This window comes from Kothea flammea (genome assembly GCF_052161645.1).
In the GTDB taxonomy this organism is placed as follows: Bacteria; Planctomycetota; Planctomycetia; order Pirellulales; family Pirellulaceae; genus Laterigemmans.
In genome coordinates this window covers 6175611-6201340 of record NZ_CP197414.1, presented here as the reverse complement: position 1 = coordinate 6201340, position 25730 = coordinate 6175611, and the positions used below count along the sequence as shown (strand labels likewise).

The following is a 25730-nucleotide window of genomic DNA, read 5'->3' as shown; positions in this document are numbered from 1 at the left end:
TGTGCCAGATATTTCGCACTAACCAATGGGACGGGTTCTAGCTAGTGCCGAAAATCGATCGCATCCAGTAATTTTGCGAAATGCCGGAGCTCGTTTTCTCGTAGGCGACCGCGCTTCTCCCGCATGCCACAGCGGGTGAGCGATTTGTTTTTGTTTACCGTTTTTTTGCGATCGCCCCTGCTACCGCAGTTGCGAAGAGCCCGCAAGTCTGCGCTTCGGGCAGGATCAACGTCGGTACTCGCTGCGGAAACGTGTGCGCCTGTGACTTTGGGGGGCGACAGCAAAACTCTCGAAGACTTTGTCCCAGGCGTACGGCCAATGGAATTGTTCTACGTGTCTTTTCTTAACCGCATCTCCGTCGCACTTGAGGATTGACTGTTGAGACGTCTATCAAAAATCTTGTCTAGATCCCGCTCGCATCGTAAGCATCGCGTCAACAGGGCCAAGCTCAGAAGCCAATTGCGTTCAGAGACCCTCGAACCGCGGTTGATGCTCTTTAATCCCTTCACGCACATTGAGATCGCCAACGACGTGCGTATGTCAGTCATCGACGACGGGCAGATCACGATTGAGGGTACCGACTATCCGGTTCATCCGAAGTTGGTGGATGCGTTAGAAAATTATCCCAGCTACTTCTATGGTGGAGCGGTCGGTCCGGATGGATTTCCGGATCTGGTAGCGGGACAGCAAGTCATCCACCCGCAATCAATCAACATTTTCAACAGCCACGTGCTCGATAAAGCTTGGGCGGCTCAAAACACCGAAGGCGACGTCGGTGGTTACACCCAAGTCGAACAGCACCAAATTCTGGCTTGGGCCTACGGCTTTGCATCACATTCGATCGGCGATTTGTGGGTTCATACGTTGATGGACGAGATCGCCGATGGGCCGTTCCCCGGCTTTACCGACATCGTCGATCCAACGAATGAATTCTCGCGCAGCAATGCGCTCCGGCATATCATTGCTGAATCCTACATCGCCGACGCCACGCCTGGGTTCGACGGCAATATTTCCAACTCCTACGGCGAAGGTCGCGAGATTTTGCCGGATGGAGATGTCAGTGGCAACGCGTCAAAGACCAAAGAGATCGACGCACCTGGTCGATTTGTGTTTGACGCCATGCTCTACGACCCACCAAACTTGGTCGCCCAAGTCGAAGAGGAGCTATTCCGAGTTACTGATTCGGATCGCGTCGCGGAGTTACTCCTCGAGTTGCGAGAGACGTCTTTCGATCCCGACGAGACGGAAATTGAGTTCTTCACCGCAGGTCAATATTTCACAGCCGACATGCAGAGTTCAGATCGTCTGACGCGAGTCGACTCTTTTGATGTCGACTCGGGCGTCGCTCAAAGTTTCCGACTGCAAGCCGACTTTCGCGACTTTGTCGTTCGGCACGAGGGCTCCGAATTGGTCGTTAGCGAAACGGTCAAGTCGCGTGGACTGTTGGTGGACAACTTTCTGATACAGCGAAAGACGCTGGTTGACGTGTTGTCCGAATTGGCCCCCGAAGATGCGCCGACCGGATCGATGAATGAACCCCTACAAGACCTCGTGGATTCGGCAGAGGAAGCGTTGCGGAACCTGGCCCGCGGTGATGGTTTCGATTTCTCGGATGTGGCAGATAACCTACGGCAAATCTATGACGATTTGGTTCTACCGTTCGAGGATATCTTTCAAGCAATCTCGGACGGAAATTCGCCTGAGGAAGTCCGAGTCATAGCGATGGCAAGTACCCTCGGTGGGCTTGGTGGCGGAACGACCGGTGACTACCTGGAATACTGGATCGCGAATATCGATCGCGGTATCCAGCAATGGCCAGCGGTTGGTCAGTCGCTGGCGCGGGCGATGTTCGATCCGCAGGTTCGCCGCGACGGCGAAAATGAGGAGGGCCGAACTTCGGGACCCGACCTGGTAGATCCAGATTTCCTTAATGATCGCGCCGATGAAGAAGACGCCGGGCTATTTGCAGCGTTACTGTCTGAACTTCGAGATCCGAACAGTGATGGCGATCGAGAAGATTCGTACATCAGTAACAATCTGATTTCAATGTTTGGGATGCCGAACGTTGTTGGACGGACCGTCGGACTGATTGGAGAGTTCGGCGATCAGCTTGAACGTGATGTGCTGGAGCCCATCGCCCAGCTGCCGTTGGGTGCGATCAATCCGTTTTCCATTGCCTTGGATGCGCTCAAGGAAAAGGTCAAGGACTGGGCGGTCGACCTGATTTTGGATGCGATCGAAAAGCGGTATGGCGTCGACGTGCGCACGATCGATGCGGTTCTCTCGGGCGGCTCAAGTCGCATGGATGTGCGGTCGATCACAATCGCAACTGGATTTGCCGACAACCCCGAATTGCACGTGCCATTATTTCGGCCTAATGATCACGAACGACTCGATCGCATTCTTGGCTTTTTCGGAACCGATCACTTGGAACCTCTCGAAGGCGATGCCGGCGCGCTCTTTGGCGCAGGCTCTGATGTTCTTGATGTGCAATTGAACCCGAATCCGATGGGTGCGCTCAAAGACAACGCGGTCTTCGACAAGGAGACGTTCGCGCCTTACGCCAACAGCGTCATGATGACAGAGATGCTATTGCTGCAAGAGTGGGATCCGTTGCGGCTCGAAAATGGCCAGCCACCGGAGCCGGGCGATCGCGCCAAACACCCTCGGGTGCTCAGTCAGCTCTTGTCAGACCTCACTGGTACGAACTATGACTTCGCCGCTCTCGTCGACAATGGCCAGCATGGCGGGAACCTGCTATCAGCGACTTTGCCTGGCGTCATGGATGAGTATGGCGTTTCGGTTTCGAACAGCGATAACTATCGCGCTCCGTTCGATCACGATGTGTGGTTCAACTCGATGGACAGTGATCACCAGTGGCGTTCAAACAGTGCTTCGACACTATCCAATTTCTACCGCTATCAATCGCGGACGACGGGGGCGATTGGTGAGTCATTTCAAGAGCCGATCACTGCGGGCGGATTTCAGTATGAACTTACCGCTCTTGTGCCGGGGCGAGAGTACACGCTTCAGACAGATTGGCTGGTCAATAACCAACTACATGAACACGGTTCCAAGTCACCTGCTAGCGCTGCCGAGTACAACATCTTCGTTGGTTCCACCTTGGTCGAGACAGTATCGGTCAACCAGCGGGAGAATCCAGGCGACACAATTGCCAGCCCGAATGATGTCATCGTCTATCCAACCGGTCTGGCGAATAGCTACGAAGCCCATGGCCAAGGCTGGCGACATTTGACAACGGTCACGGCAGACGCAAGCGGGACCATTCGCGTACGAGTCGACAACGCGAATATCGAGGGTGAATTCTTGGTCGCCGGTCGGCTACGGTTGGTCAACACCGCTTCTCCGACTTCCGCGACGATTTACACGCCGTTCAGTGGCGGATATACCGAAACGAGTGCGATCATCTATGGCAGTTCGACGTCCAATCCAACATTGATGAGCGACCTGGACTCGATCAACTCGCTCGGTACATTGCCAGCCTCGGTTCTCAGTTATTTTGCGGCACGAGACATTTATTTTGGTGACGAATACTATCAACAACTCGCCGGCGATGGTGAGGCCGAAGAGTTCTCTTCCTTCTTTACGGATAGCTCGCCACTGCGTCGCGGCTACGTCATCAAACGCCTGGACGATGGTAGCGTTAGCAGTTTGAGACAGTTCGAAATCGTCCGTGTTGAGCGAGGCGAAGCGGCCGGCAACGGGCAAGCGGTCTACGGTCGCAAGTACGTTTTGACCGCGGATTTCACCGGACCAGAGGGGAGTCGAACGTCGGCCAATATCGAGATTACGCAACCTTGGGACAAAATTTACTACGATACCGGCGCGGGCAACTTTGCACTTTGGGAAAGTGACAAGCTGCGAGACAACGTGTTCCGGACATTGTTTTTCGACTTCCAAAACGGGCAGGTGATTGGGGACTATCTCAGCAATGAAAGACAGGCAATCCCGGGCGTTGCCGCAGACGATAACATCAACTTTCCGAACCTTGGTGACTTTTCCACCAGTGACCCTAGCCCCGACTTAGCCGCTCCCGTCGATTTCACGCCTTACGACTATACTCCGGCGGTACCTGAGGCACGCTTGACACCATCGGCTGGAGGTGTCGATCTGATTGTCTCCGGCAATCAGACATTCAACTACTCCGGTGACAGGACATTTCGTTCGATCACTGGCAATGGCGACACAACGCAGTTTGACAACGTGACGATCATCGTTGATGGAACGGCCACGATTGCGGGCTATGTTGGCGGCTTGGGTTTGTTGAGTACGAACATCGTCGCGGACAAGATCGTTGTCGAGCCAGATGTGACCGTGTCAAGTCGAGCGATCTTTGATCCCTCCCTGGATCATATGAGTGATGCGAGTCTTGCGAACTCGGGCAATATCACATTTCTTGCGAATCACATCGAGATTGGTGATGGAGCAAACATTCTTGCGCATGCTCCCGGGTTTGTCGCTGGCAACATCACGATGACGCTGGCTGCGAATGAGAATAGCGTCGACAACATCCTTGCAGATCTCCTCGACAATTTCGTTGGCGACGGCCTGGAGTATTTTGCCGCGGAGTCTGAACTCGAGATCGGCGCCGGTGCGAACATTCGCGGTGCTTTCGTAGATCTCAGCGTGACGGCGACAACGGAGCGTGAACTGGAGCTGACCGAGCAGGCGTTTGCGTATCGTACGACAGCCAGTCTGTTGGGAAATTTTGACGATGATCCAGAACTCGAATGGGTCATCGCGACGGATGGTGATGGAATACTGATGTACGATTGGGATCCAGGGGAAGGCTTCTTCGGTTCAGCGACGCAGATCGAAACCGGCGCGATGCGGTTTACCTCTCTCTCGGCAATTGAAAATAGCAGTGGAACTCTAGACATTGTCGCTGGTTCGAGTGATACCGCTGATCGACTCTATTCCAACACTGGCAGCGGACTTTCCTTCACACGAACACTTGGCTTGGCGACAGTCAACACATCAGCCATCGGAACGTACGAAGTAGGCGGGAATCGTCGGGCTTTCGCGGCCACGGCGTCCGGCCTTATTTCACATAACCTTGATACGGGAGCGTCAACGGTTATCGATGCTGCGATTGTCGACGGCAAATCGGTTGTCGTTGGGGATATCTCGGGCGATGGGCTTGACGATATCGTCGTGGGTGTGGCTGGTGGTGCGGATCGACTTTACATTCAAAATGGAGCAGGCTTTATCGCTTCGGCGTTACCTGGTGATGCCCTCGATACGCGGGCAATCGTGCTGGACAACTTCGATGGCGACGCAGCACTTGAATTGATCGTGGCGACTGGAACTGGCGAACTATGGCTCTATCAGGGCGCCAGCGGTGGTTTTGCAACACCCGTGCGGATCAATAGCGATGATGGACCAGGTTTGCGCATCAGCGATCTTTCGGCGGGTGATTTGGACGGCGACGGACTGCAAGACTTGATGGTCGCAACGGATCATCAGATGGATCGCTTTTACTTGCAACAATCCGACGGTTCTTTCGTTGGTCGCAATATTCACTCAGAATCCCTGCCGACGACGACGATTGCTGCGGGTTTCCTTGACGACGACGGCTCACTGGACATTGTGATCGCGAACGATCGCCGACCTGGGCGATTCTATTTGCAGGATGTGATCGACGGAGAAATGGCATTCCCTGTCGACACTTTCATCGGCGTTGACCGCAGCATCATTGGCGATGCACGCGGTGAACTGCCGGTGGATGTAGACAGCGAATCGAACACGTTTACGCCAGAAGAGGCGATTGTCGTCTCCGCAGACGCGAGTGCGAAAATCTCGGTTGGCCAAGGTGCGTGGATCGAAGCGACCAAGGATTTGACTCTGCAAACGATCGCCACGGCAAATGCGTCGGTGCGAAGCAGCGAGTCGGCATTTGGGATCACGTTTGGAAGGACGCGACCTGAGTCGATCATCACTGTCCTCCAGGGTGCTCGGCTTTCGAGTGAAGAGACACTCACAATCGACTCCGATGCCAACAGCGATCTGTTTGTCAACAGTTCGGTACCGACGGTCGGCGAGACCGTTGGTATCTCTGTTTCGCTGGCAATCAATGAAGCTGTTAGCGATATCCATGTTCGCAGCGGTGTCCTGATCGATGCTGGCGTACTGAATGTAAGTGCCGACAACCTGGTCTCGTTCAGCAACACAGCCAACGCTTCTTCGTTTGGAACAGCCGAAGACAGCGAGACGGCGTTTGCGGGCACGTTTGCGTCTAGCTTCAACCAATCCAACGCGTCAGCAGAGGTGGAAGGCGTCATCACGGTTGACGGAACCGCAGCGGTAACGGCCAACGCGAATATGCTCAAGAACATCACGCGGTCGTATGGCTGGGTGTCAGGAGGTTCGTCTACTTCAAGCGGCGATGAGGAAGACAACTCAAACCCCGAGGACTTTGAATACCTCGATATCGCGCGACAGATTTTGGCGGCGTTGCCATTGGACCATGAGCTACAAGAACTTTCCGAAGGGCTTGCCGACGGCATCGAGCAGGGATCGGATATGATCGAAGGGTATGTCTCAGGCGGTGGCTTCAGCTTGGGCTCGACTGAGTTTTCTTCGTCCGATCCAGAGAATCAAATCGCGGCTTCCTATGCGGTCGTACTTAGTGCAAATGATGCCGCAGCCTCGATCGGCACCGAGGCGATTTTGCAAGCTCGCGACTTGACGGTTACCGCCGAAGCGATCGATCTACTGCAGGTCAGCGCTACGGCGACGGCTGGTTTGATTGGGTCGCCAACAGACCTAGGGATTGGCGGCGCGGCGGCTTACACAACTTCCGGCAATCAATCGAGCGCGTTTTTGGGTTGGGACGCAGTGGTCGACGTGCGGGATACGCTCGATGTGTCTGCAACCAGCATGCGGAAAGCGCCGGTCGATCCCCTTACACTAACTTTGGCTGCTTTGGGACTGGGGGAGGACACGCAAGTCGCAGGAGTCGATGCAGCTCAAGCTTACGCGGTCGCACTGATCGAAGATAACGACGACGATGCCGAAGCGGATCAAGATATTGCGGACGAGATCAATCGAGGCATCAACGAGGCGCTGGTCGAACCGCTTGTTGACGGCTTGCTAGAAGAAAACGACGTTGGCAATTCGTTCGTCCACAGCACCGCCGCCACCGACGGCGGAACGGGGTTAAGTTTCGCGATCAATTATTCGGGGATGCAGAATGCGGCTTACGCGGGCATCGCTCAGGGCGCTCAGGTCAACCAACGCAGCGGTTTGTTCGGTAGCATCACGAATCAGGATGTTAACGTCAGTGCGATCGCAGACCTAGACAGCTTCCATACCGCGGGCACGAACTCGGTACTCAATGTCCTAGTGGATGATTCGGCGGTAGCGGGTGGTGGCGTGGCCGACGTCATCATGAATGAGAACATTGCATTCGCGTCGATCTATGATCGGGCTGACGTCGCGGCGGGCAGAGATATTACCGTCGCGGCGAATTCGGCAACCGACAGTACTCTGATCGCATTGGCGGGCGGGCAAGCGACCGACACCTCGGTACAAGGGGCTGCCACGCTGAATTTTTTGCGCAACAACGCTCTGGCCCTCGTCGACGATCGTGCGAAACTCGAGGCGGTGCGGGATGTGATTGTCGACGCAGATACTACGGCAAACGTGATCACGGTCACGCCTGGCCTCGCAGTGGCCGAAACTGCGATTGGCATCGGCGCGGGGTTGAACTATGTCGTTGATCGATCGGAAGCGTACATTGCCGATCATCATGACGACATGCAAGGCATCTGCGACTTTGAGGATCGGGACGATCGCGACGACTGCGGCGGTCTTGCCGGTGGCCGCGGCAACTATGCGGGGCGGCCCGAATTCCAGGTTCCCGCGGGCGGTTACATTGGCGATGCAATTGGCGAAGTGCCTGACGCATTGCCCGCCAGTGATCACTTTCTGGGGAGCGTAACGGCTGGTCGAAATGTGTTGGTGACGGCGAATTCGGCTCCCAAAGTTTGGTCGGTGGCTATTGCGGGCGGCGTAAGCGTCGGTTCCTCCGGAGTATCCGGTCCAACGAGCTCCATCAGCATCGGCGACCCGGATGATCCGAGCGGTTCATCATCGGAAGGTTCCAGTGGGTTGAGCATCGCCGGTGCGTTTAGTTTGAACGTCGTCAAGAATATCACCGGAGCCTACATTGACGATTCGATGACCGTCGTTGCGGGGGATACGGTGACCGTTCACGCGGATGCGGACGCAGACGTGATTTCTGTGGGTGGGGCGCTATCGATTGCCACTGATGGCGGTGCGGGGGCAGGCAACTATGCCCAAAACCATTTCTTGCAGTACAGCAAGGCTTCCGTCGAACGGGCTCGCGTTGTGGCCGACACGCTGGACGTGGAAGCTCACAGTCGCGACCGGCAAATCGTCATCGCTCCGACTGCCGTGGGCGCGAGCGATACCGCGGGTGCCGCTGGTTTGGTCCTCGCAACGACGCGCATCAACACGACCGCATTCTTGGGCGAAGACACAAAATTGAACGTGCGGGACATCGATGTCCAAGCCAACAACGAAATGGACTTGCTGCCGATTGTTGGACTCATCAGCATCGGCGGCGACGGTAGCTATGGTGCGAATCTAGGTGTCACCAACGTCGATCAGTTCGTAAACGCCTGGGTCGCCGACTCGGTTTCCATCACCGAGTCTGCCGCCCATCAAGCCAATTTGCGAGTCGTTGCGGACAACGACATGAACTTGCTGGCCGTCTCCGCAGCCATCTCCGGCAGCGGCGAGTCCGCGTTCTCCGGCTCCGCCAACTGGGTCGACTTGGATCACAACGTGGCGGCTTTGGTCGATCCCGGCGCGAACCTGCAGTTGTCAAACTTGCTGCTCGACGCCAACGACGATATCAACGCGAAAGTCATCGGCGGGGCTGTCGGATTGGCCACGGGAGACGCGGCCGTGGGCTTGGCATTCTCGCAGATGAGCGTTGACCGCACGGTTTTGGCGGAGATTGGCGACGGTGCGGTTGTCGACGCGACGGCGTCTCGGCCCGGCTTGGCAACGTTTGATGCGCCCACGGTCGACTACTCGGGCATCTACATGGATGCTAACGCAATCGACAATCAAGTCATTGTGGCTGTAGCGGGAGGAGTTGCATCGGGAGCCTCAGTCGCTCCGTCCGTTGTTGTCAATCGCAATGAATCGACCGTTAAATCACGCATTGGCGACAACACGTCGATTAATACAACCGACGACAATGTGCTCGGCGATACGGATCAGAGCATTCGCATGTCGGCGCTGCGAACGTCACGGATCGTGGATGTCGCTGGCGGCGTCGCACTGGGAGGCGATGCGGGTGTCGGCGTGGCTGTGGATGTGATGCTGCCGGACTTCACAACTGAAGTTGAGATCGGCAACAACTCCAATGTCGTCGCCAATGGGAATGTGCAATTGTTCTCCGGTGATGCGTCTGGCGATTTGTCAAACAGCAATTTGCTGTCGGTGGTGGCAGGCCTGGGGGCCGCCGGTACAGCCGGTGTTGCAGCTAGCGTCGCGGTTATGAAAGTCGATTCGAATCACACATCGGCGGTCGTTGGCAGCAATACGACGCTGAACATCGGCGGTCGTTTGGATGTTCAATCAGCCGATGACTTGAAGGCTCGCTTTGGCAGCGGAAGCGGTGGCGCTGGTGGAACCGCGGGTGTGGGTGCAGCCAACGCCACGCTGGTTCACAATGCGACGACCATCGCTGAGCTGCGCTCTGGCACAGTTGTCACGGCGGGCGGTGATGTGAAAGTCGATGCGAACGCAGAGCAGGAAGTCAAATCCGTTGGCATCGCGTTCGGTGCGGCGGGCACGGTCGGCGTTGCGGGCGTCGCCGTGGTGACGAAGCTGACGGAGACCACTGAAGCCAAAATCGGAACAGATGTCACGGTCACATCGACCGGCGGCAGCGTCTTTGTCGATGCCAACAATGCGTCCGATATTCTGACGGTCGCTGGTTCAATCGGCGCCGGAACCGTCGGCGCATCGGCGGGGGCAGACGTCGGCAAGATTACTAAGAACACTCTGGCGACTATCGCCTCCGGCGCATCCGTGACCGCTGATGAAAACATTTTCACGCGAGCCAACACATTTCAAGACATCACGTCGGTGGCTGCGGGGGTGGCTGCTGGTATTGCCGGAGTGGCCTTGGATGCATCGGTGCACGTGATCGACATCAATACCGATGCGTTTGTCGGTCGCGATCCTAACAACGCCGCTGATACCGGTGGGGTCACGATAGTAACTGCGATGGGGTCAGTCGTTGTCGACGCGAACGACAAGACTGAAATCGACAAGATCGCCGGGGCATTGGCGGCCGGCGTGGGAGCAGGCGCTGGTACGGCAGGTGTTTCCAAGATCACAAAGTCTGTGCGTTCGTTTGTTGGCGACGAGGCTAATGTGAACGCGTTTGGTTTGCGTGAGCCGGTCGAGGTCTCGACTGGGCGGCATAAAATCAGTTTTGTGGAAAACGTCAAAATTGACACGCATGCTGAGAATGAGGCCGACCCGCCGGCGGGTCAACCAACTTTCGCGATCGACGCCAGCGAGCAACAGAATCCAGACGCTCCGTTACCAACTGCAACCGAAGTGCCGTTGCCGGATTTTGAAACATTTGATCTGAGTGGCGATGTCGGCGGAGATAGTGGCGGGGATGATAAAGTTCAAGATGCCGCGTTGGCGAACCAACGGTTCGCCGAGATTGAAACGGAACTCCAGTCGGGCTTGATCGTCACGGCGACACAGAAAGATGATATCGAGGTCTACACGTTCTCGATATCTGGTGGCGTCGTGGCGATCGCCATCTCGGCGGCGGCAAACGTCATCAACAACGACGTGACCGCGTTCATCGGTGACTCCGCGATTGTCAACGATCTGCCAGTGGTAAGCGATCCAGGCGTCATGCCGCAGCAGGACGTGACCGTTCGAGCATCGAGCGATTTCTATCACATGGCGATCGCTGGCGGTGCGGGGCTCGGCGTGGTTGCCGTCGCACCTGCGATCGCGGTGAGCAAGCTATCGATTCACACTGACGCGCACATTGCTGACAACGCATCGGTTAGCGCACTGAATCAAATCTCCGTCCAGGCAGACTCGGAACAGAAAATTGTTACGGTCGGCGCGGCACTGGCTTTCGGTTTGGTGGGCGTGGCTGGTGCGTCGAGTAGCTTTATCTTTGACGACACGACCTACGCCTACGTTGGTAGCGAAGCTGTCCTGGAGGCGGGTGGCTCCGTCTCTATCATGGCAGATGATCGATCGAAAATCACCAATGTCGCAGGCAGTGTTGCTGGCGGAGCCGTTGGTGTGGGGGCCTCTGTCGGCGTGATCGTGGTCGACAAAGATACGAAAGCAGTCGTCGGCGGAACGCCCGTTGGCGATCCTGAGGGAACGTTCACTGGCACTGGTGCTAGCATCACTGCGTTCGGGAGTGGTTCTTTTGTTGAAGGCGTCTTCACCGGTGACGACGATGGATCAACCTTCGAAACGGCTGCGAGAAACGGAGTCATTGTCCAGGCAGACTCTAGCGAAGATATTTTGCACGTGGTCGCAGCCGGCGGGGGCGGCTTCGTTGGTGTCGCAGGTGCCGTTGCGGTGGCCTTGATCGATTCGGACACGACCGCCGAGTTGATGGATGGAACGAGCGTGAACGAGGATGCTGGCGATGCGTTGCGTGTCGGCGACGTGTTTGTGAATGCCGCGAATGATACGAGCGTGCGAGCGTACACAATTGGAGCTGCAGGTGGATTTGTTGGCATCGGCGGTGCGGTGGACGTGGGAAGCGTTCGCAACGATGTGATGGCCAAAATTGGTGAGGACACGGTTGTGGTGGCGGCTCGAGACATCGAAGTCAATGCACTGCAGTTGCAACAACTGGACAGCTTGGTTGTCAGTGGATCGCTTGCTGGAGCGGCCTTGCACGCGGGCGTTTCGGTGTGGAGTCTTGGTTCGCCAATCAACGACACGATTGCCAATGACAATGGCAATGCGATTGAAGGAACTGAACTACGATCTTTGCGAGAAGGACGAGAAGAGGAGGCTGATCAAACACCAGCTCATCACGATGGCGTCAACAACGCCGAGAACGCTCGTGGCTCGCTGACGGGAGATCACAATGCGGATGAGTCGGGGACGCGTCAGGCGAACTTGGGCGACTTCGAAACGAATGCAGCGGACATTGGTAACAGCGAAGACGTGGCAGCGATCACGGGTGCGGCCAACGACAGTTTGATCACGGAGTTTCCGACCAGGACGCAACTCATTGATCGTCTCGACGACGAAACGTTCGTGCCTCGCGGTGCTCAGGCGATCGTCGGCGAAGCAGCATTGCTGACCGCGGGTGACGACATCCATGTTATGGCCACTTCGATTGTCGAGGCGGAAATCGATGTCGGTGGCGGTGTGGCAGGCGTCGTCGCACTCGGTGGATCCTTTTCAACGCTGACAATCAACGCCAATGCTGAAGTCGACGTGGCCGGCACGCTCATCGCCGGAGATGCGATCGTGATTGACGCCGACCAACGCGACAACGCAGACGTCGAACTGCAAGCGTTTGGCGGTGGACTGGTGGCGGTTACCGGTGCTCGATCAGCCATGAACATTGGCAATACAACCACGGTCAATCTGGCGGACGACACGCGTCTATTCGCTCAGACCATCTTGATCGACGCGCGGCATGCAATCGATCCTGTGTCTACGGGCACAAATGTGCTTGTTGGGGGCGTAATCGGTGCGGGTGTCAAGCTGAAACGTACGCTGACCGGCGGGTCCGAAGTGCATGTGGGCGAAGGCGTGAGCATCGAAGCCGAGCAACTGCGTATTCGTTCGCACAATGATGTGCGAAAAGAAATCCCCGTTGGCCAACTGGACCTTTACGGTCTGACTGCCGGTCTGCTAGCTGTTTCTGTTCTATCGAGCACGACCGATATCGGCACTGACTCAATGAATGGCGCTTTCGGTGCGAATGTCAACATTGGTAACAGCACCGAGATCATCGTATCGCGACCGCCTGAAACGGCTGGTGGAGCTGCCTTGATCGATCCGCGCATTGCGGAATTCGACTTCTTTTCTGTTCGACCAACCAGCGATTCCGTTCGACTGCCGAATGCCACGTTAGAGATCTCGGCGACTAATGATGTCAACCTGAGGGACCGAGTCAACATCGAAGGGGGCGGTGTAGCGACAACGAGCCACGCTTACTCGGAACTGCGAGCCTACACCGACTCAAACATTGCAATTGGCAACGCTGAGATACGCAACGAGGTCGGCGACGTGACGCTACGAGCGACCAACGACGGCGACATGCGATCGACGGCGGATGTACAGTTGATAAGCGCAGTGTCGTTCTTTACTCGCGGCCAGAGCATCGCGGAGCGGGTTGCCAAGAATGACATTACGCTGAATGCTGCGTCAGTTTCGGGAGAAGACCTACATATTGTCACCGGCCGCGGCTCGGATCAACTTGCCAGTCGCGTGACGACCGATGCCTTCTCAAACGTGTTCATCGGCAGTATCATCCCGATCGAGGGACTCGTCTCGTTTGTTACATCACGAGTTGACGAACAGAATTCGATCAACGTCGGAGCCGGTACGGAACTGACTGCCTTCGAAGACGTGAACTTGATCGCTCAATTTTCCAACAACACTGGCGTTGCGCGCCGAGTTCGCGCCGATGGCGATGTCGTGAGGGGCGGATTTCCACTAGGCGGTCGGGCGACTCTATTTGATGTACTTGATGAAACGACAACGAACATCGACATCGCGACGAGCAGCGAGGTCTCAGCCGGAGCGACTGCCGAGTCAAACATTCAGGTCCTGCACAATTTGCCTTTAGGTGTCACGCTCGGTGACAGGCTAACCGAAGCGGAGAAGTCGGCTGAAGGCTATAGCCTAGCGATCGACTACGAATACGCGCCGATCGTCACGAACCTCGCACCAGATAGGATTGCGACCGGCGAAATCGTCCAAGTTGGCCCCAGTCACACAGCGGGCGGCATCGTCGGTGACTTCTACGAATTCCTGCCCGTGACTGGCGAATCCGGCGAGCCAATGGTACTCGGCGAGCAGAACTACGGTGATACGACCCGCTGGTTGGCACTTGGCTCAACCGAACCAGTTAGCAGCGCGTTCTTCGTCAGCAGCGATCGTGCGAATATCGAAGAGTTCATTTCGCAGTTTTACGTGATCAAACCGGTCGACGTCGGCGACGTGACGATGACGTTCGCCAGCACATTGAATTTGCTGCTTGGCCAACGCGATCAACTACGCGAGTGGATTGCCGAGTACTCGGGTGACACCGAAGCGGTCGTGCGCTACTCGGTACAGCTCGAAGAAGTCGAAGCCCGTTTGGAGCAACTCGGCTTGAGTGAAGACCTCGATTCTCCAGATGGTAGCGTCCGCGTCTTCCCGGGTGGCTTGGACCTGTTGCAGTTGCGCACGCCGAAACTAGCGGTCTCACCTGGCAGCATCTTCATCGAATCCGATTCGCAATCACCGGCCGATTTTATCGCTCGAGTTGACGACGGCAGCTTGCAAGCCTTCTCGGATTCAAAGGTTTCGATCTTCAACGCTTCGCCATTTACGCTGGTGACCGATGACATTCATGTCGACGACAACGTTCGACTGCAGATCGTTGATGGGGAGTTGGTCGCGTTTGATCCCGGCAACGTCTACGCGAACTTTACCAACCTGACTGACGAAACGGAATCGGAAATGGGCAACATTTCGATCATCCAGCAGACGACGAACCCGCTCAACAACGCGTTGATCGATCTCGGCTTTCCTGATGTGCCGCAAGACATGTACATCGCTGGTAGTGTGATCAACGACGAAGGCCAGATCCTGATCGACAATCGCGAAGGCAGTATCTACGTCTCGGGCGACATTCGCGGAGGTGGCGATGAGTCGGATGTGACGATCATTTCCAGCGGTGATTTCTCGCTGAACGTTGATTACCTGTTCCACTCAGGTAGTAATCCGCGAAATTTGATCGACTTCGCAGCAGTCCAAGGGCAATTGAATCTGAATATCGGAAATCCGCCATCCGTTCCTCGCTCAGTTCCAGATCCGGCGAGTGAGATGGAATGGTCACTGACTGACGGTGACGAGCCCCTCGGCCCAAGCATTCCCGAAGCTATTACAAACGACAACTCCTCGATCATTGCCAACGGGCGAATTCTGATCACCGCACGTTATTTGAACGTCAATGGTTTGATTCAAAGCGGCGTGGATTCGTACGACTTGACTATCGAGCCGAGCTTTGATCCGCTGGACGCGATTAGTGGCTTTACTGACGACGAGGGACAGTTGATCAATGGTGTGGTGATCGGCGATGGGGTGGGGACGGAAACGCACGGCGGCAAGTTCGTGCCGGTGATTAGCGGCTACTTTGATCCAGGCACCGAGTCGATCGTAATCGGGGACATCAATCCACGAGCCGGTTCGATCAACTTGGCTGGGCAAATCCTCAGCACGGGTAACGGAAGGCTAGTCGTTGCCAATGGCTACGCGGACGTGACGATTGTCAACCTAACACCATGGACGTTGGAGCTGGGCGAGATCGATTTAACGACGGAGCGTTCTGGTGGCACAATCACGATCACTGACACCGTCAAGCTAGAACGCATTCGATACAAACAGGATGGTACCAACGTCGAGGCGCAACGCTTTGACGTTGGTTTTGATGCTGGTGGAGTCCCGTTCTATGTCCCAGACGGCGAAGCGTTCTTGTCGTCGAGTTACGAAATTGCAGACGAGCCGGCAGACGGACCGTTCTTTAGTTGGTCCCTTGGGACGGAAACAGCTCGTGAGACTGCCTATCTGCATCAAGACAGATCGTTCGCTGGCATCGATGGCTTAGTTCGCGATCGCGCAGGCGCCGAAATTGTCGATGAAAGAATCCTAACGGATGAGCCACTGCTACTGGCGGAGACTGTCCAATCGGCTGCACAGCTCGGACTGCAGTTAGACACTACGCGTTTCCAGGGGCAGTTTGTCCAGTCGCTGAACCAGTTCGTGGACTTGGTGCCAGCGGAAAATCTGGCAGAGCCAATTCAAGATGGTGAGACGGTAATCTACTACAGTGAATCGGGAGATCCTGCCCTTGGGACTTGGCTCCGGTACGTCGGAGATGCATCCGAGTCGGCAGATCTCGCAGAAGAGAATTTTGAGGATTCCGACCGTTGGACACCAGTTCCTGACACAACCCAAGTCAACAAGGATGACTTGATCTATACCGAAGTCCTCGGGCCATCCGGTGCCCGTGACATTGCGACCTACGATGTGTTTGTCGAGACTAGGAAGAAGGGACTTGGACTCCGCAAATCAATTAACACGTTCATCAACCAGAAGGTTCGAACAGTCAACCACTACTCGTTCGCTCTAACAGCCAGCGAGCCGATCAGCATCGGCTTCCTCAGTGGCTCGGCAGCTCCCACGATCGACATCGATAGCTTCGGCGATATACGGCTCTCGGCCTCGCTTTCCGTTCCAAGTGACATTGGCGTGATCGAACTCGATTCGCTTGCGGGCTCCATCATCTCGACCGGCACGGCGGGCATCTTTGGCGACGTACCGGAGATCAGAGGGGCTCGAGATGTGACACTGAACATCGAAGGTGTTCCCGTCGGTCCCAGTTTTGAGATCGCTGAACCGCTCATGATCTCAGCCAGTGGCGATATCGACGTTCGAGCCTTCTCCACATCGATCGACGTGCCCGCGGTGCTCGGTATTGGTACGATTACATCCGCATCCGGCACCGTCACGCTGCATGGGCCCGACGGTATTCTGCCGGCATCAGTGACGTCCACGATTTCCGCAGCGCGGATCGAATTGTTTAGCTCGCGCGGTACCATTGGAACCGACAAAGATGATTTGCGGATTGAAACGCAGCGAGTTGGTGAAGGTGGTTTGGCAGCCTACGCTGACGGCAATATCTACTTAACCAAGACCGGCGGAACAGCTGCGGGCACTGACCTTGAAGTTGAGTTTGCCGGCGATCTCGTGTTGGTGATGCCGACCAGTCTACCTGACACAATCGCGCCGACGGCGGCGGTAACGAGTGTTAATGGCGATGTGTCTATCACCGTTGAAACGGGGGACATCATTGATGGGCAAGAGGAGTTATTCCACGGTCGAACGGTCGCTACATCGGCCGACTTGACGCCTTCTGAACTCACCGCAATCACCACGCTGAGTGAAGATGAGAGTTCTCGATTCTCGTTTGAAGATTTCGCCTACAGTATCTCGCCGAGCCTGCACGCAGCCATTGCACCGCTGGCAACCTTCGGACCCGCTGGACCACCAGAGACATCGGTACCCGAGCAGCCGAACATCATTGGCCGCAACATTCGTCTGACTACAACATCGAGCCAAGGCAGTTATCCAGGTGGTTCGATTGGGCAGATCTCGGCACCGGAGGTCATCGAGTATCCACTTGGAACAATTCAAGACCCCAAGCACTCAGCGTTGTATGCACTCTCCGAAGCAGAACCGCAGGACATCGTTGGATTTCGGCATTTGCTGCTACGGTATCTCAAGGATCCGCAGTCCATCAACTTGCAGGATCCTGCTGACGCCAACTTTGCTGATCCAACAGTTTGGGAAGTGGTCGATCCAGATTTTACCACGCGAACGGACGAAACATCTGATCCAGTCGCCATCGCAAACGGGCAAACGGTGGCGGTTGATTACGACGCGGACAATTACGGTCTGTATCGCTACCTAGGACCAAATTCTACGCTGCGACTCGACCAGCAGGTCTACCAAGAGACCTCGCTGTGGGAGCCGGTGATGGCCGACGCGACGACCAGCGATGGTGAAGTCGAAGTGCAAACCGGCGATTTAGTGCTCAACGAATTTGTGGTACGTTCGATTACCATCCAATTGATCGATGATGTTGATGTGCAAGCAACGGGTAGCGTGATCGCGGACGCCGCACAGGAAATAGCGTTGGCGGGTCACGGGGACCTGTATGTGGAGACGGTACGCTCTGGAAGTGAGATCTACCTGGAGAGCGATGCGGATCTCGTTGACTCCGACGCGGGGTCGCTCAGCGTGGCGGGTGCCGGTAACGTGCGATTGTCCGCGGGCGGTGACATTCGTGGGGAATCCGGCGACAGCTTTGTCGCGCGAGTGCCCAACGGGCAACTGCACGTAGCGGCAGGCGGAGACGCAACGGTGGTGCAGCCGAGTGGCACCATCGTGATCGAGGGAACCGACTACACCGTGACTGGACTGGAGCTGGCTCGAGCGAACGTCGACGGTGCCCTTAGCGTCGAAACACTTGTCGGTGACATGACCGTCGGGCAGGTGGTCTCTGGAACAAGTGTTGTTCTGCGTGCTCCAGGTTCGCTACTTGACGGGATGCCAGCTCTACACCCCAGCGTCTTCAATGTCGCGACGCAATTGGAACCCGAAGCGTTTGGCGGCGATGTGATATTGCTCTCTGGCGGAGTGATCGGCGGCACAAGGCAATTCATGCTGTCAATGCCGACAGGCGAATTGACCGCAGCCAGTCCTGGTCTGATGCAGATCACAAGCCTGGACGATTTGACAGGGCGCAATCTGCAAACCTCCGACAACATTGTGCTGAGAGTAGCAGGCGATTTGGCGATCGGTCAAATGGCCGGCAACGATGTCGCTATTGCTACCAACGGTGACGTGACAGACGCAAACTCGTTTGCCTACTACGACATCTTAGCCAACGACATCACGATCTCCTCGCTGGCGGGTAGTATCGGCGAGCCAGGCAACGACTTGGAGCTGGATTCCGTTGACGAACCAGGGGATGCGGCAAGCGTTCGTTTGAGCGCTCGCGACGATATTTTTGCGACCGAGACGTTCGGCAACTTGCTCATTGAGCAGCTTGTGAGCGAACTTGGAAACGCTCGCTTGACAGTGGTGGACTCGGCGGCTGACGGCAACGACCTAGTTGTTCCAGCTGGCGCGGTTGTGGACGTTTCCAACGGTACCGTGACGCTCCAGGCGGGTGATAATGTTTCCATCGGCGCCGGCTTTGAGGCTCAACGTGTCTTCATTCGTGGCGACCATCGAAGCGTCGATCCGGAGGGTGCCAGCATCGTTCTGTTCAATAACATTCTGGCGGAGTACATCGAGATCGAAGGAGGCGACGACGATGATCTTGTCACGCTCACCGGAACAACTCGTCCGGTTACGGTTCGGCTCTATGGTGGTGATGATGTGCTGAAGTCTGGTGAGGGCGACGATATCGCCGATGGAGGCTCCGGTGTTGACCTACTGGAGGGCAACGGCGGAAATGATCGCTTGATGGCTGGTAGTGGCATTGGAGACGAGTTAATCGGCGGACCGGGCGATGACATTTTGATCGGCTCCGACGATGGCGGCGAAGTTGATCCCGACTTCTTCGACGCGGTGCGGTTTGGTGACGTGATCAACGGTGGGCCAGGCAATAATCGCATTGCCGGCATGGGCGGTGCCGACTTGATTATCGGCGGACCGAATGATGACACGATTGATTCCGGCTTCGGTAAAGATTACGTGCTGGCCGGAGACGGCGACGATTGGATTTATCCCGGAGCCAGCACCGACGGAGATGAGCTCATCGATGGTGGTGCGGGAAGTAATACGATCTACTCCGGTGGCGAAGATCTTGGATTGGCGCAGCCTACCTTGCCGACCGGACCGGTCGACACTGGACGCTGGATGGAGTTGCGGGGTTCCGCGAGTGGATTCGGCGTTAGTGGTGCGGGAATCGCGGACTCGATCGCGTTCGCTGATTCGCCGAGTGTCATCGCGACAGAGGACAGCACGATTGCCGCCTGGACCGACACTCGATCTGGTCGCGAACAAGTCTATGTGGCTCGATTCGATGGTACAGAATGGCTGCCACTGGGCAAGGACACTTTTGGTGGTGGAGTGGGCGATCCAAACTGGAATTCAACGCGGCCAAGTTTGATGACCGATGCCGACGGCAATCTGCTGGTTGCGTGGGAAAAACGTAGTGAGATTGGAACAGACATTCTTGTTGCCCAATATGACGAGGGCAGCGACACCTGGGTTGCCGTAGGTGACTCACTCGGAGAGACAGGTGTTTCGCAAACTACGTCTGCCACTTCACCTCATTTGATTTCGCACGCCGTGGGACCCGTCCTTGCCTGGACTGACACTTCTACTGGCGTCACTCAAGTCTACGTGCGTTACTTCGACGGCAGCGACTGGATAGCGTTAGGCACTTCCGAGTTTGGCGACCCGTCCGACGTCGGTGGAGGAATCTCACTAGCGGCACCAGATTCCATGGTGAGCGAAGTTCAAGTTGTCACCGACGGGCATCAAATTGCGATCGTTTGGTCGCAACTCGATCTTGGCAATCGCCATATCTACTTGCGAGAGTTGTCCGGAGGAGTTTGGCAGGAGATCTATTTCTCAGGCACCTTCGGCGGTGTTTCAGGGAACTTCGTACCTGATGGAGAGCGGTTCCACAACCAATCGCCGACCGCTGCATTTGTTCAGAATGAGTTGCTGGTCGCTTGGCAGTCGTTCTCGGACAGCGGTGGCTATCTGACTTCGATCAGGTACGTGAAGACCTCTAATATCTGGAACCCACCGTTTCCGCTTGAGGCGTTTGCGACTTCGACGCATGATGCCAAGCCAAAGTTGGTATCCAACATCTTCGACGCAAAACTGTTGTGGGCCAACGACGAACGCTCAATTTATGCTCGTCGCTACGACGCGGGCCAGTGGATCGAGTCGGTGGCAGGAGACGCTTCTGGATCGGGCATTCAGTCGGGTTCGATTCGCATCGACTCCATTGTCGCCGCTTCTGATCCGAACGGCTTCGCAACGGTGGCTTGGATCGACTCTGCCAATAACCGTTCCAGCTTCCACTTGCTGGTCGAAGATCAGTCGCAAGTGCTTCCGCGGGTGATCGACAGCACGATCAACGGCGATATCAGCAACACAAATCGTTCAGGCATTTCCAGTGTGACCGTTCGATTTAGCCAACCGGTCACACAAGTAGCGTTTGGCGGACTGCGTCTACGGAACCACAGCGACGGCTCCTTTATTGACTTGGCTGGAGTTCTTCCGTCAGGGAATGGTACTGACACGTTGACCTGGGATCTATTGCCATTCGAGGCGCAGATCACCGATGGCCGCTACACCGCTGAGCTACTTGCGGCTGACTTTGCATTTGCCAATGGCGGTCAGTTGGCAAGCAGTGTTGCGATTGAGTTTCACAAGCGAACCGGCGATGTAAGCGGTGACACTCGAGTGAACTTTGCAGACTTTGGCATCATCGGGGCGAACTTCGATCCGTTACCTGGAATCAGATACCGCAATGGTGACGCAAATGGTGATGGTCGCGTCAACTTTGCAGACTATGGCATCATTGGAGGCAACTTCAATCCACTCTCGTTGCCTGCGTCACAGTTGGATTTTGGCGATGCACCCGAGATCGGCACGAGCTATCCGACAACACTGGCAAACGACGGTGCGCGGCATCTGCTCGGCGCACAGACGTACTTGGGTTCATCGGTCGATGCGGAGGCGAACGGTCTGCCGAACACTGCAGCCGATGGCGATGGAGCCGACGACGATGGTATCGCCTCATTGCTGCTGATTCCCGGTCAAATGTCTACCGTTGACGTAGCGATCACGACACCAGGTACGGCATTCCTGAACGCGTGGTTTGACTGGAATGGGGACGGTGACTGGGACGACGTCGGCGAACAGGTTTGGCAGGATGTCGAAGTCGTCGACGGACTGAACTCGCTGAACCTGTTTGTCCCCTCGACGGCAATGATTGGAGCAGTCTTTGCTCGACTGCGAGTTTCTGAGTCAACCGGCTACAGCTACTACGGCCTTGCCCCTACCGGCGAGGTCGAGGACTACCAATTGCAAGTCACCACCTTCGGCGCTCTTCGCAGCCGAGGAGGCTCCGATGAATATCGGAGGCTACCCGACTTGAATGACATGGAAGAAAAACGTAAACGTGGAAAAATTGGGCGATACACGGCCCCCCCGGCGCTCAAAGTCCCGCGATAACATAACTTCATTGATACTTCTCATTTTAAGATCTTATTCGCTTGGAATAGAAACATGAACTTAATGCGCACTTTACCCCTTACGCTCACAGGCTGTTGTTTAGCTCTTGCTTTACCGTCAATCGCCATGGCAGAAGTGATTTTAGCGCTCGACGTTATTATCGATCGACCCAATGTCGTCGTCGGAGAGGAGGTCTCATGGCATGTGATGGCAAGATTGCCGGAGTCCGATGCTACCAACTTCGGAATCGCGTCTGTCTCATTTACGTTAGAGGATTCTCGCAGCGAGATCTTAAGTCCTGCGACAATTGGCATTGACTTTGCCGACTACTTTCCCTCTGGTGGATCGTTCGATGGTCGCCGTCTCATTGAAGTGGGTGCATTGCTATTCGTTCAGAATGATGCGGTAGTCGTTGGAGCTGATCCTAGTAATGTGGACGACAGTTCTCTCGGCCCGTTTCTGCTTGCCTCCGGCACCTTTGTCGCAACGGAGATCGGCGAACACATATTAAGCACTTCTTCGCTCGATAGCACGCCTAGTGAATTCTTTACCGCTCGTGGGCAACTCGTTGGAGGCGGCACACAACAATTTGATGAGGTTCGTTTTGGGACTGGGACATTTAACGTCACAGCCGTTCCCGAGCCGAGTTCGTTAGCGTTGTTGGCGGTCGGAAGTTTTTTGCTCGTTAGGTTCCGACGGCGATGAGCCGCACTGCGAAACGAGCATTGCCCTGCTTTCTGCTCCTCGAAGCAACGGAGTGTGCTAAGACCAGCGGCGAGCGAAGTGTGTAGTAGCCAGAACTTGACCTGACATATTTTACCCAAATTACGCACTGGGCTGTAAGAGCTGGTCGAGCATTTTCTGTTTGGCAAGTTTCTTCGAGTCATCGAAAGTTTGTCACGGAGCCTTCCGGAAACAGAATCTTCCGCTAGAAATGGCGAAACTTAGAACGGGCGTTGTCAAAGACTAAACGAAATTGGCGGAACTGGAACATGTGGGTCGAGCGAGGCTCTCGCCAACTATGAATTTGCTGAGCTTGGCCCCGGATATCCAGGCGGAAACACTGTTCTTTCCAGCGAAGGACTCCGAAATCCAGCCGATCAGCGAGCCGAAACTACGGCCGATTGCTGCGGAGGTAAATTGGGCGAGGCACAGGGAGATGAGGGGGCTGGAACAAGCTTCAAATGATATTTAGTTTCAACCCTTGTTGTCATGGATTGGCCACAAAGACTTCTGGTTAGGCGACAAGGAACAACCGGCAACATAGGCTTCCGTCTCAGAACGTTCGACGTGACCGCGGCCAGTGCCAACGAAAAACCGCACATTGCTGCGAGGATAAGCAAACCGCCAACAGCCAAGCCGCCAAAGTCGGACGCGAAGGCGACCGATGGGAAACTGCACGCGAGGACCAGACACGCAAGCCGGCAATATGGATAATTCAAAAATCAGCCGCCGTAATCTGTAGACTATCTGTAAGCGGTCAACGGTGCAAATTGATCCGAGTGAGCCAGGGATGGTTCGGCTGGGATGATTACTTTACATGCTAGCCCTAGATGCTCTCCACATCCCCAGTGAACTCGGCTGGAGTGGCGAAGCATTCGCTATACTCTTTGAGGTTCTCTCGTATTGATTCGCCTAACTCTTGGCAAACTTCAAGTGTCTTGTCGTAAGAATCGGCAGGTTCAATCACAAAATATTCGATGAAAAACTTCAGCGTTCTTCCCAATTGAATCTCATAAGCCTTGGGCGGCAAAGCCGTTGGGCGCATTTGAATTTGATGACCGCTACGTGCGTAGTCTCGCACCCACCAAGCCAGAAATTCAAGACTCACCCACGCATCCGCAGTCCGGTGGAAAACTATCTCTATCTGAATCATGACTTCGTTTTCGAGGCCACCGTCGGTTCGCCGGATCGGGACTTGCGGCAGGTCACCGAATTCCCCGGGTAGAGATAAATCACTGGCCTCAATGTCCATTAGTGGCTTGGGCCCGCAGAAGCAAGCGGCAACACCGGGAAGCTCGGAAACTGAGTCAATTAAGGTTGTGACTTGTGGCGGGAGTTCCATAGTTTCATTCAATTTTTGCAGAGTAAGGCGGGGCCATCGCGGGCACTGTGCACGGGATACAGTTGGTAATTTGTTCCGTTTGACATGGCTTTTGACGGTGATCGTTGTGAGTTGCGGAAACTGGCCGCTGACACCGTACGCGAATAAGGATAGCGTTGCCGAGCATCGCAAACAAGAAACACAAGCGGGCTATTTTCTTACCTTGCCACCCAGAGTCTACTATGGCATTCGTGTCACTGACACGTTTGGTAACTCCGTCTGAAACTCGAGCAATGCGTCTTCAGACGAAATCGGATTGTCTTGGATGGCATCGATTTTTAATTTCCAAAGTCCGTGATGGAACATTACTGTCCTCTACTGTGACCTGCTTGATCACCTACCCTCACCCCACTTAGAACTTGCTCTCCGCCGTCTATTCCGGCTTGCCTTCAGCCGTTTCTCCGTTATTTGGCAGCTTGATCGATTTCAGGCTCGCGCGAAGCTCTTTTTCCAACCTGGGAAATTCCTCTTTCGTTGAATTGAAATTGAACACTAACATCTTGCCTTGGTATCCAGTTACCAACATGATGTTGTGAATATCAGTGTCAACCGCGCGTGAGGTCATTTCCAAGAGCAGCCATTTTTGTCCGGAATGCTCGATGATCTCATTACTCTTCCATTCAATTCCGGGAATGATCTGGTTAAATAGCCGGGTAAATGCGGTTTGCACTTCGCCAAGTTTATCCTGCGGTATTTGATTTGGTTTAATGTCGTATGCGACTGTTGTAGTCGCCGATTCATTTCCGACGACATATCGTGGCGCTCGATCGCTTGGCCACTTGAGATCAATAAGCTCCTTGGGGACCGGCTTGAACTTTGCAGGTGGTTCAAAGGTAATCTTCGTGTCGCCGACTTTGACCGGCTCCGCCCAGGCGACGGAAGAGCATAGCCATACAAACATCAGCAGCAAATGAGTTCTCATGTTCGGCTTCCAAGAATCTGTGGAAATTACGGGTGATTTTCCAAAGGAAATTGGTCAATTAGTTAGCCAGGCACAGCATTGCCGTGCAATTCGCGGAGAAAACAGCATTGAGTTGTGGGTGTCCATCGTAACATACGGATCAGTAATATCATCGTGATATGTGCACGAAAGAGGTACGAGCAAGTCGCATCGACCGGCAACTGTCCGGATGGTACAACCGCTTAGTTCGGGCAATCGAAAATTTGGAGCGGCCATCAGCGCTCGGTGATCCAAAAGTGGCGCAAAGGGCCAACGCAGGAACGGAGGAATCAAGCGGGTCAACGGCAGCCTCTTCAACGGGGGAGCCAGAAAGACGATCGGCCCTCGCCATGTATTATCATGGACCGCTAGCCAAGTTGCAACGCACCCAAGGCTATGCGCGATGATCGCGTCAGGGGGGGATTCACGCAGACTCGCCGACAGTCTATCGACAATGTCTCTTAGTTCAAGTCCAACGCTCGGGTAGCGGAACAGCTGAACCGCTAGACCACCACGCTCAATCCGTCGCATAAACGGTCGAAAGATGCACGATGCGACCCCAAACCCGTGAACGATTAGCAGCGATTTCCTATGCATTACCCGATCACCATTTAGATTAGTGTT

General features: G+C 55.3%; 6 protein-coding genes. 3 read left to right on the top strand and 3 right to left on the bottom strand.

Features of this window, described 5'->3' with window-relative positions; translation table 11 throughout:
• Window positions 1-489: 489 nt before the first annotated feature.
• Complete coding sequence (locus SH139x_RS23090) at window positions 490-22062, top strand: GEVED domain-containing protein (protein ID WP_488352120.1); 21573 nt, start codon at window positions 490-492, stop codon at window positions 22060-22062.
• Window positions 22063-22188: 126 nt separating this feature from the next.
• Entirely contained in the window at window positions 22189-22767 is a 579-nt protein-coding gene (locus tag SH139x_RS23085) for a PEP-CTERM sorting domain-containing protein (protein ID WP_488352119.1), read from the top strand.
• A gap of 844 nt (window positions 22768-23611) precedes the next feature.
• On the opposite strand, the gene SH139x_RS23080 is transcribed toward SH139x_RS23085, so the two are convergent.
• The gene (locus tag SH139x_RS23080; RefSeq protein WP_488352118.1) at window positions 23612-24127 is read right to left on the bottom strand and encodes a hypothetical protein; all 516 of its coding nucleotides are present in this window, start codon (window positions 24125-24127) and stop codon (window positions 23612-23614) included.
• A 106-nt stretch (window positions 24128-24233) separates the two neighbouring features.
• Between SH139x_RS23080 and SH139x_RS23075 the strand changes: the two genes are divergently transcribed.
• A complete protein-coding gene (locus SH139x_RS23075) occupies window positions 24234-24389 on the top strand; it encodes a hypothetical protein (protein ID WP_488352117.1) in 156 nt (51 codons plus the stop codon).
• 150 nt (window positions 24390-24539) lie between these two features.
• On the opposite strand, the gene SH139x_RS23070 is transcribed toward SH139x_RS23075, so the two are convergent.
• Both SH139x_RS23070 and SH139x_RS23065 read right to left on the bottom strand, forming a co-directional pair.
• Window positions 24540-25088 carry a hypothetical protein gene (locus SH139x_RS23070; RefSeq protein ID WP_488352116.1) on the bottom strand — a complete coding sequence of 183 codons (549 nt, stop codon included), beginning with the start codon at window positions 25086-25088 and terminating at the stop codon, window positions 24540-24542.
• A gap of 54 nt (window positions 25089-25142) precedes the next feature.
• Entirely contained in the window at window positions 25143-25703 is a 561-nt protein-coding gene (locus SH139x_RS23065) for an esterase/lipase family protein (protein ID WP_488352115.1), read from the bottom strand.
• Between the last annotated feature and the right edge of the window lie 27 nt (window positions 25704-25730).